Source organism: Arthrobacter sp. 01T414 (genome assembly GCF_056398965.1).
Map to the genome: position 1 here is coordinate 463,333 of NZ_JBFTQK010000001.1, position 14,831 is coordinate 478,163.

The following is a 14,831-nucleotide window of genomic DNA, read 5'->3' on the forward strand; positions in this document are numbered from 1 at the left end:
CCGAACGGACGGTCAGTAATGCGCTGGCCGTGTTGATCTTGCCCCGCGTTGGAAGGACCCGTCAACGATGACCACCACTGCCACAGCTCCGGAACCCTCAGTGGGCACCGTCGAGATCGTCCCCAGTTTCGTCCGGAACTCGTGGTGGACCCCCGATGCGGCCGCCGCCGCCGGGGCTGCCGCCGTCCTGGACGCCAGCACCGGTGAGCTCCTCGCCAAGGTGAGCACCGAGGGCCTCGACCTGGCCGCCGTCGTCGACTACGGTCGCACCACCGGTCAGGCGGAACTGGGGAAGCTGACCTTCCACCAGCGCGCCCTCAAGCTCAAGGAACTGGCCCAGTACCTCAACGGCCGCCGCGACGAGTTCTACGCGCTCTCCGCGCAGACCGGTGCCACCAAGGTCGATTCGATGATCGACATTGACGGCGGCATCGGCGTGCTGTTCACCTTCGGCTCCAAGGGCCGGCGCGAGCTGCCCAACGCCCAGGTAGTGGTGGACGGGCCCATGGAAATCCTGTCCCGGGACGGTTCCTTCGCCGGCGAACACATCTACACCCGGATCCCCGGCGTCGCCGTACAGATCAACGCCTTCAACTTCCCGGTCTGGGGCATGCTCGAGAAGCTCGCCCCGGCCTTCATCGCCGGCGTTCCCACCATCGTGAAGCCGGCCACCCCCACCGGCTACGTTGCCGCGGCCGTGGTGAAGGCGATCGACGAATCCGGCATCCTGCCCGAGGGCTCGCTGCAGCTGGTCTCCGGCTCGGTCCGCACCCTGCTCGATCACCTCGACTACCGCGACCTGGTCGCCTTCACCGGCTCCGCGTCCACCGCCAACACGCTCAAGTCCCACCCCAACGTGGTCAAGGGCGGAGTGCGCTTCACCTCCGAAACCGACTCCCTCAACGCCGCCATCCTCGGCCCGGACGCCGTCAAGGGCACCCCGGAATTCGACGCCTTCATCAAGTCCCTCGTCACCGAGATGACTGCCAAGGCCGGCCAGAAGTGCACCTCGATCCGCCGCGCAATCGTGCCGCAGGAACTGGTGTCCGACGTCGTCGCCGCCGTGGGGGAGCGGATCACCGAACGCGTCGTGCTGGGCGACCCCCGCGCCGAAGGCGTCACCATGGGCGCCCTCGCTTCCCTGGAGCAGCTCGCCGACGTGCGCGCCGCCGTCCAGTCGATGCTCGACGCCGGCGGCGAGCTTGCCTACGGCAGCCTCGATTCGCCGAAGGTCACCAGCGCGGACGGGAGCGTCGGCGTCGTCGACGGCGGTGCCTTCATGTCCCCGGTGCTGCTGAGCTGGGCCGACCCGGAAGCCGAGGAGGTGCACTCCCTCGAGGCCTTCGGTCCAGTCTCCTCGGTGATCGGCTACACCGACCTCGCCGACGCCGTCCGCCTTGCCGCCCGCGGCGGGGGTTCGCTGGTCGCCTCGGTCTGCACCAACGATCCGGCGGTGGCCCGTGAACTCGTCACCGGCATCGCAGCCCACCACGGCCGCGTGCTCATGCTCAACCGCGAGGATGCCCGCAGCTCCACCGGCCACGGCTCGCCCGTCCCGCACCTGGTCCACGGCGGCCCGGGCCGCGCCGGCGGCGGCGAGGAACTCGGCGGCATCCGCTCGGTCATGCACCACATGCAGCGGACCGCCATCCAGGGCTCGCCCAACATGCTCACGGCCGTCACCGGGGTCTGGCACACCGGCGCTGACCGTAACTTCACGCTCGAGACCGAGGGCCAGCACCCGTTCCGGAAGTCCCTGGCCACGCTGCACATCGGCGACGCCATCCGCTCGGAGCTGCGGGAGGTGTCGCTGGACGAGATCACCAAGTTCGCCAACTCCACCGGCGACACGTTCTACGCCCACACCAACCAGGAGGCGGCGGAGGCCAACCCGTTCTTCCCGGGCATCGTTGCCCACGGCTACCTGCTCCTGGCCTGGGGCGCCGGCTTGTTCGTGGAACCCGCGCCGGGCCCGGTGCTGGCCAACTACGGCCTGGAGAACCTGCGCTTCATCACGCCCGTCGCGGCCGGGGACTCCATCCGGGTCACCCTGACGGCCAAGAAGATCACCCCGCGCGAGACCGATGAGTACGGCGAAGTGGCCTGGGACGCCGTCCTGACCAACCAGAACGACGAAATCGTGGCCACCTACGACGTCCTGACCCTCGTGGAGAAGTAACCCCTCCCACCCCGGACGCTCCCTCAGGTTCGGTGGCTTCCTTCCGGACGCTCCCTCACATTTGGTGCTGTCCTGCCGGACGCTCCCTCACTTCCGGTGCCGTCCTGCCGGACGCTCCCTCAGGTCCGGTGCCGTCCTGCCGGACGCTCCCTCAGGTTCGGTGGGGTCCTGCATGACGCTCCCTCACTTCCGTGAGGGAGCGTTTGTGGTTAGGCGGTAGGAGCTGAGGGAGCGTTTGTGGTTGGGCGGTAGGAGCTGAGGGAGCGTTGGCGGGGAGGGGAAGTGCAGGGCTCTTTCCACCCTGGCCCGGCGTAAAATCGTGCTCGTAGGAGGTGGCGAAATGTCCCTAGTACTTAGCAAAGCCACAACAGTCCTGCCAGTCGATGATGCAGCGCGTGCCCGGCATTTCTATGCGGACACCCTGGGGCTCCCGCACCGTGGCGTGGCAGACGACGGAAGCGAATTGTTCGGCTCAGAAGGCGGCCCGATGCTGCAGCTGATGCCAGTCAAGGATGGAAAGCATTCAGAGCACACCACCCTGAGTTTCGAAGTCAGCGAGATCGAACGCACCGTCCGGGAGATGGAAGCCAAGGGCGTCATGTTCCAGGACTACAACCTCCCCGATCTCAAAACCGAGAACCACATTTGCACCACGGATTCTGAAAAGTGCGCCTGGTTCATGGACTCCGAGCACAACATTCTTTGCGTGCACGAGAACATCACGACGGCGGCCGACTACCAGCTCTGAGAACGGTCAACAGCACCCCGGTCCACCGGGGTGCTGTTCTGCACCCGGGCCTACCGCCTCCCGCCGGGCGGGGGTACATTGGCACGGACACGCCGGGATTTCCTCCCCGAGAGGCCGGGCAAGAGGTCAAGGTGCCCCCGGGCCGCCTGGCCGGTCCGGCCGGGACCACGGCGACACTGGCCGGGGCTGCAGCACCCCATCGACCGTCAGGTCCAGCCGTTCGTTGAAAAAACAAATGAGGCCATGGATCTGGGCGGCATCGCGGAACCGCCGGTCGTAGCTCCAGGCGAGGTTGCTGCCCTGCTCCGACGCCGGGTAGCTCCAGTAGCTGGCCTCGCCCTTGTACGGACAAACGGTCCGCTTGGGACTGGCCACCAGCCGGTCCAGTCGCACGTCCGCAGGCTGGAAGTAGTAGCGGACCGGCAGCATGGTTTCGTACAGCAGTTGCGCACCGGTGGTTCGGGCCAGAGTGACGCCGTCGAACGCCACCTCCACCTCCGCCGACGACGTGCGGATGTCCACCCGGTGGAACGGATCGCGGGGGTGGCCGACGATCTCCTCATCGTCCTCCAGCCAGTCGAAGGCCGCGAAATCCAGGACGATGTGCCCGGCCAGGTCCGGGTCCGCGGGCCGGAAGGCGGCCCGGGCGACGGTGGCGGACGGGGTCACGACGTCGAATTCCTCGCCGGGCGCGGTGTGCCGGCCGAAGCCGGTGACGGGGTCCAGTGACGTGGCAGCGGTACCGGCCCGAAGCGCGAAGGCGTGCTCTTCGACGTCGGACGCCGGCAGTGACGGGGGAGCGAGCCCGGCGAGCAGGTCCTGCTCCGGGACGGCGAAGATCGGGGTGATCCGCCGCGGTTCCCAGACCAGGTACGCGTGCGAGGTGTCCACCACCGGCACGCCGTCGTGGCTGGCGCGGATACGCTTGGCCGTGGGCTCGTAGCGGAACTGGGGGAAGGTGCCGATGAGCACCTCGGATAACCTGGTGGCCATCCTCACAGCGTGGCCCGTCGCCGGCGGCCCGTCAATGGGGCCACCGGGACGGACCCTGCCGGCCTACGGCGGCTGGGGTTTGGGTCAGTCCCGGCTGGGGACGTGGAGGCCGTTGAAGGCCATGGTGATGACGTCGTCGGCCAGCTTTTCGGGGGAGAGCGAACCGCCCGGTTTGTACCATTCGACGATCGAGTTGATGGTGCCGAACAGCAGGCGGGTGACGGTGCGCGGGTCGATGTCCTGGCGCAGTGAGCCTTCGTCGCGGGCCGCGGAGATGAGGGCGGCCACCTTGTGGTCGAAGGTGCGCCGGCGTTCCAGGGCGTCCCGTTCGATCTCGGTGTTTCCACGCAGCCGCAGCAGCAGGGTGACGAACGGCAGCCGCTCCACCAGGACGGAGATGGTCTCGCGGACCAAGAATTCCAGCCGGGCATCGGCCGATCCGGTCTGCGCCTCCGGCCGGTCCAGGATGGCTTCGAGGCCGCCCAGCGCATTTTCCAGGGCGAGCTTCAGGAGGTCGCCCTTGGACGGCACGTGGTGGTAGATCGCGGACTTGGAGATGCCCAGGTTCTCGGCAAGTATGCCCATCGAGGTGGCGTCATAGCCGTGGCGGTTGAAGACGTCGACGGCGATCAGCAGCACCGACTGCTGGTCATAGCCGGGACGGCCGCGCTTGGTGGTGGTTGCTGTGCTGGGCATACTCGCTAGTTTCTCATGAACGGTCGTCGGCCCGGCAGCCGCGGCCCTAAGGACGCGGCAGCCGGACCGGCCAGAAGGAGGGCCGGGTCAGCCCTTGGGACGCATATCGTAGATCCGGCGGAGTTTGCCGTTGGACCGTTCCAGCGAACCGGGCTCGACGACGTCGACGGTGCAGGAGGATCCGACGTGGATCTTGATCTGCTGCTGCAGCACCTTCGCCGCCGCCGCACTTCCCTCGATCGTGACGGCCTCGCGGCGTTCGATCTTGACGGTCAGCTGGTCCATCCGCTGGCCCTCGGGGCGGGTGAGCTCCAGCTGGAAGTGAGGGCTGAGCTCCGGGATGCGCAGCGCGATTTCCTCGATCTGCGAGGGGAACAGGTTCACGCCGCGCAGGATGATCATGTCGTCGCTGCGGCCGGTGATCCGTCCCATGCGGCGGTGCGCAGGCCGGGCAGTGCCGGGCAGCAGCCGGGTGAGATCCTTGGTGCGGTACCGGATGATCGGCAGGGCTTCCTTGGTGAGCGAGGTGAAGACCAGTTCGCCGGGCTCGCCGTCGCCCAGGACAACTGAGGGATCGAAGGCGTCGATGATCTCGGGCCGGAAGTGGTCCTCCCAGATGTGGCTGCCGTCCTGGGTTTCCACGGCCTCGCCGGCGACGCCGGGGCCCATCACCTCGGAGAGGCCGTAAATGTCGCAGGCCTTGATGTTCATGGTGACTTCGAGCTCGTGCCGCATCTCCTCCGTCCAGGGCTCAGCGCCGAGGACGGCGTACTTGAGCGAGGTGGAAGCCGGGTCGATGCCCTGCTTGATCATGGCGTCGGCGATGGTCAGCAGGTACGTGGGGGTGGCCAGGATGGCATCGGGCTGGAAGTCCTGGATCAGCGTGATCTGGCGTTCGGTCTGGCCGCCCGAGATCGGGATCACGGTGCAACCCAGCGCCTCGGCGCCGGCGTGGGCGCCCATCCCGCCGGTGAACAGGCCGTAGCCGTAGGCGTTGTGGACCTTCATGCCCGGCCGGACGCCGGAGGCACGGAGCGAGCGGGCTACGAGCTTGGCCCAGTCGGCGAGGTCCTTCTTGGTGTAGCCCACCACGGTGGCGCGGCCGGTGGTGCCGGAGCTGGCGTGGATCCGGGCCACTTCGCGCTGCGGCACCGCGAACATGCCGAAGGGGTATTCGAGCCGGAGGTCTTCCTTGGTGGTGAAGGGGAACTTGCCCAGGTCCGAGAGCTCGCGGAGGTCCGTGGGGTGCACCCCGGTCTCGTCGAACTTGCGCTTGTACAGGGGAACACGGTCGTAGGCGTACGCCACGGTGTGCTGCAGGCGGCTGAGCTGCAAGGCCTCGAGCTCGTCGCGGGAGATGGTTTCTTCGCGGTCCAGGACGGCGTCGCTGGGGGCGAGGGCAGATTCAGCGGTGGGGGTGGTCATCTGGGGTTCCCTGTTTCTATTTCTTGGAGATGGTGCGGCTGCGGCCGCGGAACTCGGCGATGAGTTCTCCCGCGGAAGCGGGGGTGGAGGCGTCGGCGGGAAGTCCGGGATCCGCGGCGTAGATCTGGATGTCGTAGATCCCACTGCGGCCGGTACTGGCGCGGTGGTTGGCGACGGCGGTCAGGATCTGGCCGCGGAAGGCCGGTTTGATGAAGTTGATGTCGACGCCGGAGGCGACGGTGATGCTGTTCTCCTCGCCGGGCGCCGGCTTCATCGGGTTGCAGGCGAGGGCGAAGGCGGTGTCGCCGAAGGCGAAGATCATGCCCCCATGGGCCATGCCGAAGCCGTTGAGCATCTCCTGCCGGAGCTGCATCCGGATGGTGGCGTGGCCGTCGTCGAGCGACAGCACCTCAATACCCATCCACTCTGAGGCGTAGTCGTCTTTCAGGATGGGGTGGGTGTCACCCGAAATCGTCAGTTCAGCCATGCGTCATTGCCTCCAGCTTTATTTACCGAATGTTCATTAGGTAATCCCATTTGGGTGCCTGCTGTCAAGGGGTGTAAGTATGCTGGGACACATGGCCAAAGGAATATATGTCAGCGCGACGACGCCGGGATCCGGGAAGTCGCTCATCGCCCTGGGCCTGGCGGACACGCTGCACCGGCACGCGGACCGCATCGGCTTCTTCAAGCCTGTGGTGCATGGCCGCGCCGACGCGGACCCGATGGTGACCCTGATGAAGTCCCGCTTCGACCTCGACGACGAGCGCTGCCGCGGCGGCCTGACGTTCGCCGAGGTCCGGGGCCTGCTCGCGGAAGGAAAGCGCGAGGAAATCGACTCGCGCTGCGTCGAGATCTTCGCCGAGATGTCCCGCCACTGCGACGTGGTGATCATCGAGGGCACGGACCTGACCGGCCAGGATGCCGCCGTCGAATTCGACCTCAATGCCCGGCTCGCCAACAACCTCGCCGCGCCGATGGTCGCCGTCGTCGGGGCTAAGGGCCGCACGGTCGCTGAAACCGCGGACGCCGTCGAGGTGGCCCGTAAGGAACTCCTGGCCGAGCGGTGCAGTTTGCTGGCGATTATGGTCAACCGCGCCGACCCCGAGGACCTGGAGGCGATCGCCGCCGCGGTACGCCCGGGTGCCTCCGGCCGACCGGTGTATGTCTTCCCGGAACTGGAGGACATTGCACGCCCTACAACCGGTGAGGTGGCGGCCGCGCTGGGCATCGGCCAGGTGGCCGGGCTGCCGGATCTGGAGCGCGATGTGCACTCGGTGAAGGTGGCGGCCATGAACGTGGCAAACTTCCTGCACGTGCTCGACGACGGCGCGCTGGTGATCGTTCCGGGCGATCGGGCGGATGTGCTGGTTGCCTGCCTGGCCTCCTCCTTCTCGCCGGAGTTCCCGGTGCCGTCGGCGCTGATCCTGAGCGGCGGCCTGGCCCCGGATCCCACCATCTATTCGTTGCTGGCGCAGGCCCCCTTCCCGATCTTCGCCGCACCGGACGACACCTATGTGACCGCCAAACGCGTCTCCGAGGTGCGCAGCGAAATCTGGTCCGGCCACCGGCGCAAGGTCGCCTCCGCACTGGGCCTCTGGGCCAAGCGCGTGGATGAGGCCGAACTGCTGGAACGGCTGCACCTGCCCCGGCCGGAGCGCATGACGCCGCTGCGATTCCTGCACGACCTGATCGAACGGGCCCGTTCACAGCGCCGCCACATCGTCCTGCCGGAGGGCACGGACGTCCGGATCCTGCGGGCCGCGGAGATCCTGCACCGCCGCGACGTCTGCGAGCTCACCGTGCTGGGCCGTGAGGCCGACGTGCGCGAACTTGCCGCCACCCAGGGGATCGACCTCACCGGGATCAACATCGTGGACCCGGCCACCTCGGAGCTGCGCCAGGGTTTCGCGCAGAAGTATGCCGAGCTGCGCGCGCACAAGGGCGTGGACCTGGCGAAGGCGCTCGAAGTGATGCAGGACGAGAGCTACTTCGGCACCATGATGGTCCAGCTCGGCGTGGTGGACGGCATGGTCTCCGGCGCAGCGCACACCACGGCGCACACCATCCGGCCGGCGCTAGAGTTCGTGAAGACCCGTGAGGGCGTCAAGATCGTCTCCTCGGTGTTCCTGATGCTGATGCCGGACCGGGTGCTGGTCTACGGCGACTGCGCGGTCAACCCCGAGCCGAATGTGGAGCAGCTCGCGGACATCGCGCTGGCCTCGGCTGAGACAGCCGCCCAGTTCGGCGTCGAGCCCCGCGTGGCCATGCTGTCCTACTCCACCGGCGGATCCGGGGCAGGCGAAGCCGTCGACGCGGTCCGCCAGGCCACCGAGCTTGTCCGTGCGCGCCGCCCCGACCTCGCCGTCGAGGGCCCCATCCAGTACGACGCCGCCGTCGACGCCGCCATCGCCGAGTCCAAGATGCCCGGGTCGTCCGTGGCCGGCCAGGCGACGGTGTTCATCTTCCCGGACCTGAACACCGGCAACAACACTTACAAGGCAGTCCAGCAGTCCTCGGGCGCGGTGGCCGTCGGACCCGTGCTGCAGGGACTCCGCAAACCGGTCAACGACCTGTCCCGCGGCTGCACGGTGGACGACATCCTGAACACGGTCGCCATCACCGCGATCCAGGCCCAGTCGGTGCAACCAGCCGCGTCCGGCCCGGCCGGGCCGGACACCGCACAGCCCACCGCACAGCCCGCCGAACCGATCGTCGAAGCCAAGGCTTAGGAGGCCCCATGCTCGTGCTCGTCATCAACTCAGGCTCGTCCTCGCTCAAGTTCCAGGTCCGCGACGTCGAAGCGGGCAGTGTCCTCGCGGAGGGGCTGGTTGAGAAGATCGGGATGGGCAACGGCGGGGAAGGGGACGGCGCGATCGAGGGCCCCCGCGACCATGCGGAGGCCCTGGAACAGGTGGACGGAGCGATCCACGAGGCCCTGGGCGACCGGCCGCTGGACGCCGTCGGCCACCGCGTGGTGCACGGCGGCGAGCGGTTCGCCGAGCCGGTCCTGGTCAACAACGAGATCACCCGCGCGATCGAGCGGTTGAACCCGCTGGCGCCGCTGCACAACCCGGCCAACGTGCTCGGCATCCGCGCGATCGCGAAGAAATGGCCGGAGCTGCAGCAGGTCGCCGTGTTTGATACCGCCTTCCACCGCAGTCTGCCCGAGCACGCCTGGCGCTACGCCGTGCCGGACGAGCTCTATACGAACCACGGGATCCGGCGCTACGGCTTCCACGGCACCTCGCACGAGTACGTGACACACCGCGCCGCCGCCCTGCTGGACGTCCCGGTGGAGGAGTTCGACGCCGTGATCGCGCACCTGGGCAACGGCGCCTCGGTTACCGCCATCCGCGGCGGCGAGTCCATCGACACGTCGATGGGCTTCACCCCGCTCGAGGGACTTGTGATGGGCACCCGCTCGGGCGATCTGGATCCCTCGATCCTGGTCTTCCTCGCCAGGGCGGGCTGGTCCGCCGAGGACCTCGATTCCATGCTCAACCGCCAATCCGGGCTCAAGGGCCTCGCCGGTAACAACGACATGCGTTCCGTCGTCGAGGCGGCCGAGGCCGGGGATGCCAAATCCGCCATGGCCCTCGCCGTGGCATCCTACCGGCTCTCGAAGTACATCGGCGGCTACCACGTGGCCGTCGGCGGCGCGAAGGCCCTCGTCTTCACGGCGGGGATCGGCGAAAACTCGCACCAGTTCCGCAGCCTTGTCACCGAGCGTCTCGGTGCCCTCGGCGTGGAGCTCGACGCCGGGTTGAACCGTGAGCGCTCCAAGGAACCCCGCGTGATTTCCACGCCCGCGTCGGCCATGCCGGTGCTGGTGGTGCCCACCGACGAGGAACGCGCGATCGCGGAGGCGACCGCTGCCGTCGTCGCCCACTCTTCGGTTGCTCGGTAGCAGCGCCTCCGCCGGTCGGGACGGCGCTCGCTGGGCAATGGTTCGGGGGAGCGGGTCCTAGGCTAGGGGGATGACCGACTTGAATCTCTCCTTCCAGCTGCCGCTCCGCACCGAGCGACTGATCCTGCGCCGCTTCGAGGCCGGGGACCTGGAAGCCTTCCACGCCTACCACTCGCTGCCCGAGACCGCGCGCTTCCTGCCGCGGGAGGCCAAGAGCTACACCCAGTCGATGGAATACGTGGGCAAGTACGCCAACTTCGAATTCGAGAAGGAAGGCGACTGGGTGGCGCTGGCGATTGAGGCGGCGGATTCGCCGGGCCTGCTGGGTGAAGTGGTGCTCAAGTGGCTGCCGGGCTGCGGCCAGGCTGAGGTCGGCTGGAGCCTGGCGCCGGAAGCCCGTGGAAAAGGGTACGCGGCGGAGGCTGCCGCGGCGATGCTGAAGCTGGGTTTCGAAGACCTTCGCTTCCATCGGATTGACGCCAAGCTGGATGCCCTGAATACGGCCTCCGCAGCTCTCTGCGAACGCCTCGGGATGCGGCTGGAATCCACCCAGGTGGACAAGTGGCACTACAAGGGACAGTGGGCCACCGAGGTGGTTTACGCGCTGCTCGCCGAGGAATGGCAGGCCCGGCAACCGGGGTAGGCGTCGGGGGTCGGCGGCCCTGCTCAGCCAGGAGATCTGCAGCGGGCCCTGAGCCGTCCGGCGGTGCGGGGCGGTCCACCTGGGCCTGAGCCGTACGTTCCTGCCCAGTTACTCCGGCCCGCAGCCCGCCTCGGCGCCGCTCTGGGCCCGGAATCTCGCGGTTTCTTGCCGCTATCCAGAAGTGTGGCAGCAGGTAACTGGGCTGGAACGCCGCGGTGCGGGAGGCAGAACGTGCCACGAGATCCGCAGCGGGGGCCTGGCGGGTTGCCCCGACCGCGGCGGTCGTCGACTGCGAGACCACGAGCTCGTTGAATCGCCAATGATGGCCGCTATGGGAGTTCCAGAGCGGCCATGTTCGGCTAACGGACCTGCGCGGGGCAGTCCACCCGGACCTGAGGTGTACGCTCCTGCCCAGTTACTCCTGTCCGTAGCCTGCCTCGGCGCCGCCCGGGCCCGGAATCTCGCGGTTTGCTTGCCGCTAGCCAGGAGCGTGGCAGCAGGTAACTGGGCTGGAGCCTCCGATGCGGTAGGCACAACGCGCCCGAAGTCCCGCTGAGCCTGTCGTGCCGGGAGCTCCGCAGCGAGGACCCGGCGGGTTGTCTGGGCTGTGGGGGACGCCGACGGCGAGGCCACGACGTCGGTGAATTGCCAAAGATGGCCGCTATGGGAGTTCCATAACGGCCATCTTCGGCAAACGGACCTGTGCGTAGGGCTCCGGTCTAGCCTGCAGTCCCGGATACGCCCGCGCTCCGGCCTGGCCTGCAGTCCCGGATACGCCCCCGCTCCGGCTTGCCTCGCGCCGGCCTGACCTGCAGGCCCAGCCTCACCTACAGCCCCGGCCCGGCCCCTACGGTGCCGGCGGGGCAGTGTCCGTGGGGGCGGCCGACGTCGTGACCGGGGCCGGTTCGACGGCGCCGCCGGCCGGCTGGCTGGGCTCGGGCGCCAGGGTGGGTTCCGGGGCGGTCGTTTCGGCCGGCGCAGGCACCACGGTTTCACCCGGTGAGGGCTGGTCCGTGGCGCCGGGCGACGGTGATTGCGTTGCCCCGGGGGAGGCCGTTGCCGGTGCCGTTGGGGTGCCGTCCCCGCCCGGTGTGGCGCTGGGATCTGTCCGGACGATCTCCATGATCTGTTCCTTGAACCCGCTCAGCTTGCCCTGGATCTCGGAAAGCGGCACGTTCTGCAGGTTCCGGCCGTAGTCCGCAATCTGCTGCCATAGCGCGTTGAGCCGGGACATCCCCTCCGGGCTCAGCGGCCCGTCGAGCGTGAGGACCAGCTGGCTGGCCAGGGCGTAGGTGAGGCAGCGGAGGCAGTTGTAGTTCGCTGCCGCGGAGAGGTTCTCCGGAACCACCACATCCGCCTGCCCCACGATCAGCACCACCTGGAAACCCACCGCCACGGCGGCGCAGTCCTTGCAGCTGGCGAAGGCGTAGGCCTCGTTGCGGTTGCGGACGTCCTCGCCATCCTCGGCCCAGACCAAGGCGAAGGCGACGTCGTAAACTACCGAGCCATCCGTGGTGTTGACCGCAAGCGATTGGTTGCCGCCCTCCTCGGGCGCGGACGGTTTGTCGAACGGGAAAACCCAGGACGGCGCAGCCGTAGTGCCGCCGGACCCACCGGTCGGGACGGACGTCCCCCGGGGCACCAGCACCATGCTGAGCTGTGGTTCATCGCGGGTGGGTTTCTTCGTCCCGGCAGGCCAGAGCGCCACGGTCCGGCCGGCCTGGCCCTCCTTCAGCGCCGTGGCGGAGGAGGCAGGGAGGACAGTGGTGGTGATGTCGCTGAGGGTGCCTCGTTCGTAGGGCTGGACCGGGCGGTAGGTCTCGGCTCCGGGCCACCAAGCCCACGCGAGACCCGCCGTGACCGCCAGGATGGCGGCCATCGCGACGCCGCGCTGCAGTGCCTTGCCGCGCGTCCGTTGCCAGAGACCGGTCACGAACTGCCGGCCCAAGCGCACCAGGATATAGAAGATGCCCAGGATCGGCAGCGCGATGCAGATGATGGCCAGCACGCGCACGGCGGCGTCGGCAAAGTTTCCGGAGGCCACGCTGTGGGAGAGCATGGCTTGCTGCTTGAAGCCGTTGTCCCAGGCGGTGCCGAGGACCCGGGGCAGGGTCAGCACCATCGTGACCAGGCTGAACGCCAGCAGCGGCACCGTGACGAGCACCCAGACAGTGACCACCGCGCGCGCCCAGGGCTTCAGCAACTGGGCCTCGGGATCGGCTTTACGCCAGGGAATCAGGGCCAGCAGGGTCGGCTTGATCCGCTGGAACAGGTCCGGGACCCCGGTGGCGTCGGCCAGGATGTGGTACCCATCGAAGCGGACCATCGGCATGAGCTGCCGGACCATCTGCAGGATCTGGGTGACCACCACCAGCAGCAGGGCGTCGAAACCGGTGGCCCACCAGACGCCCATGATGGCCACGGCGACGATTGCGTTGAAGTACAGGCCGCCCAGGTCGGTGCGGATCCGGCCGGCGCGGCCCAGCCGGTATGAATCCGTGACGTCGGTATAGAACGCCGGCCACATGAGGTACAGGCCGGTTCCCATGGCGCCCGGTGTTGCGCCGCCGCGGCGGGCGGCGGCGGCGTGCCCGAATTCGTGGAAGCCGGCCGACAGCACGGTGACCAGCAGGATCAGCAGCACCAGGCCCGGGTTGGCGAAGGCCTCATGGGTGGCGGAGGCGAGTCCCTTGACCATCAGCACCCACCAGCAGGTGGCGAGGAAGGCGGCGGTCACGGCCACCACGATCAGCGGGCTGAACAGTGTGGCGAAGGGCGCGGTGAGTTTCCGAGTGCGTTCAGGATCTGTGACCGAATACCGGAAGCGCATGCCCAGGAGCGGGTTGGCCTTCTTGACTTCGGGCTGTGAGCCATCCGCCAGGCGCAGGAGGCCCAGCGGGAGCAACTGGGAATCGATCAGCGTTCGGACGTTTTCGGCGCTCACCTGCTTGCCGGATTTAGCGCTCGCGAGCTCCGCGATCTCTTCGGGCCCCCGCCGGCCGTCCACGGCCTCGAGCACCAGGTAGAGCAGACGGGTCAGTTGCAGGGTCTGTCCGTCGGCGCGCCGGACCAGGGACGGGGCCTGCTTGTAGCCGGAGCCCTTGGTCTCGCCGATCAGCTGGACGCCGTCGGCCAAAGCCGGCGGCGGCAGCGTTCCGGCCACGGCCGACGACACCGGGAGGCCGGCGCCAGCGGACGCCGCGGGCTGGGCGGCGCCAGCGGACGCCGCGGGGTGGCCGGCACCAGCGGACGCCTGGACGCCGCCGTCGGCGCTGTAGGGCGCGCCGGCTTGGGCTCCGGACACGGCGCTGCCGGCGGCAGACAGGGCCGGAGGGCCGTCCTGTCCGGACGGCCCTCCGTCAACAGTGCTCATCTAGGTGCTACTGCTTCAGGTCGGACTGCTGGTCGGCCGAAGCCGTGGCATCGCCGTGGATGTCCTGGTTGATGATGGCATCCTGCTGGGCGACGGCGAACGCGTTGCTGTCGATGGAGCCGATGTTGGCGCCGACGGCAGCGTCGATCGGCGCCGCCACGTTGGCGTTGGCAGCCACCGCGCCGTTGATGGGTGCTGCGATGCCGGCTTTGGCATCCAGGTTCACGTCGACGTTGAGCAGGTTGCCGTTCAGGGCACCCGCAGCACCGGCAGCTCCGACCGCGTCCGTGGCGCCGCTCAGGTCCGAAGCCGTGCCGTCGGGCAGGATTCCGCCCGTGGCGTCGGTGGGAACAGCGCCGGCATCCACGCCCGCGGCGAGATCGGCGGAGGACGGATCCGTGGTGGCGGGTGCGGCGGCCGGGTCGGTGGCGGTTCCGGCGTCGGTGGTGCCGCCCTGGTCAATGCCGCTGTCCTGGACGGAGTGCGCGGTGGCGTCGCCCGTGACGCCTTGGTTGATGATGGTGCCCTGGTCGGCAAGAGCCTGGGACTCAGAGCCGAAGGAGAGGACGTTGGCCGAGGCGGCCGCGTCGATCGGGGCGGCCACGTTGGCGTTGGCTGCCACGCCGAGGTCGATCGGCGCCGCGGCTTCGATGCCGAGGTTCAGGTCGGCGTTCAAATCCAATACGGACGCCACTTCCTTGTCCGGCAGGGCGGTGGCGCTCTCTGCCATCAGTTCCTCGTCGGACAGGCCGTTCATTGCTTGTTCGGTGCTCACGATTGACTCCAATTCCGGCACGGTTGCTGCTGCCCCCAGTGAGCAGTACCACCACCGACGTGCCTAGTGCAGGTCAATAGTAAGCATGA

The 14,831-nt window shown here is 68.3% G+C and carries 11 protein-coding genes; 5 read left to right on the forward strand and 6 right to left on the reverse strand.

The features are described 5' to 3' along the window. The first annotated feature begins 67 nt into the window (after positions 1–67). Positions 68–2,179 (forward strand): phenylacetic acid degradation bifunctional protein PaaZ, encoded by a 2,112-nt coding sequence (gene paaZ / locus AC1DK9_RS02195; RefSeq protein WP_476862538.1) that lies wholly within the window; start codon positions 68–70, stop codon positions 2,177–2,179. Between the two features lie 340 nt (positions 2,180–2,519). Continuing rightward, positions 2,520–2,927: a VOC family protein gene (locus AC1DK9_RS02200; protein ID WP_476914865.1), complete on the forward strand. Its 408-nt coding sequence runs from the start codon at positions 2,520–2,522 to the stop codon at positions 2,925–2,927. A gap of 126 nt (positions 2,928–3,053) precedes the next feature. On the opposite strand, the gene AC1DK9_RS02205 is transcribed toward AC1DK9_RS02200, so the two are convergent. From AC1DK9_RS02205 to AC1DK9_RS02220, 4 genes are all read right to left on the reverse strand, one after another. Next, positions 3,054–3,920 (reverse strand): DUF427 domain-containing protein, encoded by an 867-nt coding sequence (locus AC1DK9_RS02205; protein ID WP_476914866.1) that lies wholly within the window; start codon positions 3,918–3,920, stop codon positions 3,054–3,056. A gap of 84 nt (positions 3,921–4,004) precedes the next feature. Then, positions 4,005–4,616: a TetR/AcrR family transcriptional regulator gene (locus tag AC1DK9_RS02210; RefSeq protein ID WP_476914867.1), complete on the reverse strand. Its 612-nt coding sequence runs from the start codon at positions 4,614–4,616 to the stop codon at positions 4,005–4,007. Positions 4,617–4,703: 87 nt separating this feature from the next. Further along, positions 4,704–6,041 carry a phenylacetate--CoA ligase PaaK gene (gene paaK / locus AC1DK9_RS02215; RefSeq protein WP_476914868.1) on the reverse strand — a complete coding sequence of 446 codons (1,338 nt, stop codon included), beginning with the start codon at positions 6,039–6,041 and terminating at the stop codon, positions 4,704–4,706. 16 nt (positions 6,042–6,057) lie between these two features. Then, a complete protein-coding gene (locus AC1DK9_RS02220) occupies positions 6,058–6,528 on the reverse strand; it encodes a hotdog fold thioesterase (protein ID WP_476914869.1) in 471 nt (156 codons plus the stop codon). Between the two features lie 91 nt (positions 6,529–6,619). Between AC1DK9_RS02220 and pta the strand changes: the two genes are divergently transcribed. The 3 genes from pta to AC1DK9_RS02235 all read left to right on the forward strand — a co-directional run bounded on the left by pta (position 6,620) and on the right by AC1DK9_RS02235 (position 10,594). Then, positions 6,620–8,773, forward strand: a complete 2,154-nt coding sequence (pta, locus tag AC1DK9_RS02225) for a phosphate acetyltransferase (RefSeq protein ID WP_476914870.1) — start codon at positions 6,620–6,622, stop codon at positions 8,771–8,773. An 8-nt stretch (positions 8,774–8,781) separates the two neighbouring features. After that, positions 8,782–9,951: an acetate kinase gene (locus AC1DK9_RS02230; protein ID WP_476914871.1), complete on the forward strand. Its 1,170-nt coding sequence runs from the start codon at positions 8,782–8,784 to the stop codon at positions 9,949–9,951. A gap of 70 nt (positions 9,952–10,021) precedes the next feature. Then, on the forward strand, positions 10,022–10,594 hold the full coding sequence (locus tag AC1DK9_RS02235; protein WP_476914872.1) for a GNAT family N-acetyltransferase: 573 nt from the start codon (positions 10,022–10,024) through the stop codon (positions 10,592–10,594). Positions 10,595–11,441: 847 nt separating this feature from the next. Here the strand turns inward: AC1DK9_RS02235 and AC1DK9_RS02240 are convergent. Together AC1DK9_RS02240 and AC1DK9_RS02245 are read right to left on the reverse strand one after the other, a co-directional pair. Beyond that, positions 11,442–13,967 (reverse strand): hypothetical protein, encoded by a 2,526-nt coding sequence (locus AC1DK9_RS02240; RefSeq protein WP_476914873.1) that lies wholly within the window; start codon positions 13,965–13,967, stop codon positions 11,442–11,444. A gap of 7 nt (positions 13,968–13,974) precedes the next feature. Beyond that, the gene (locus AC1DK9_RS02245) at positions 13,975–14,742 is read right to left on the reverse strand and encodes a peptidoglycan-binding protein (protein ID WP_476914874.1); all 768 of its coding nucleotides are present in this window, start codon (positions 14,740–14,742) and stop codon (positions 13,975–13,977) included. Positions 14,743–14,831: the final 89 nt, after the last annotated feature.

What these genes read in the sequence shown, in the direction of transcription:
- paaZ (WP_476862538.1), top strand. Translation starts at nt 68, where the DNA reads ATGACCACCACTGCCACAGCTCCGGAACCCTCAGTGGGCACCGTCGAG.
- AC1DK9_RS02200 (WP_476914865.1), top strand. Translation starts at nt 2,520, where the DNA reads ATGTCCCTAGTACTTAGCAAAGCCACAACAGTCCTGCCAGTCGATGAT.
- AC1DK9_RS02205 (WP_476914866.1), bottom strand. Translation starts at nt 3,920, where the DNA reads ATGGCCACCAGGTTATCCGAGGTGCTCATCGGCACCTTCCCCCAGTTC.
- AC1DK9_RS02210 (WP_476914867.1), bottom strand. Translation starts at nt 4,616, where the DNA reads ATGCCCAGCACAGCAACCACCACCAAGCGCGGCCGTCCCGGCTATGAC.
- paaK (WP_476914868.1), bottom strand. Translation starts at nt 6,041, where the DNA reads ATGACCACCCCCACCGCTGAATCTGCCCTCGCCCCCAGCGACGCCGTC.
- AC1DK9_RS02220 (WP_476914869.1), bottom strand. Translation starts at nt 6,528, where the DNA reads ATGGCTGAACTGACGATTTCGGGTGACACCCACCCCATCCTGAAAGAC.
- pta (WP_476914870.1), top strand. Translation starts at nt 6,620, where the DNA reads ATGGCCAAAGGAATATATGTCAGCGCGACGACGCCGGGATCCGGGAAG.
- AC1DK9_RS02230 (WP_476914871.1), top strand. Translation starts at nt 8,782, where the DNA reads ATGCTCGTGCTCGTCATCAACTCAGGCTCGTCCTCGCTCAAGTTCCAG.
- AC1DK9_RS02235 (WP_476914872.1), top strand. Translation starts at nt 10,022, where the DNA reads ATGACCGACTTGAATCTCTCCTTCCAGCTGCCGCTCCGCACCGAGCGA.
- AC1DK9_RS02240 (WP_476914873.1), bottom strand. Translation starts at nt 13,967, where the DNA reads ATGAGCACTGTTGACGGAGGGCCGTCCGGACAGGACGGCCCTCCGGCC.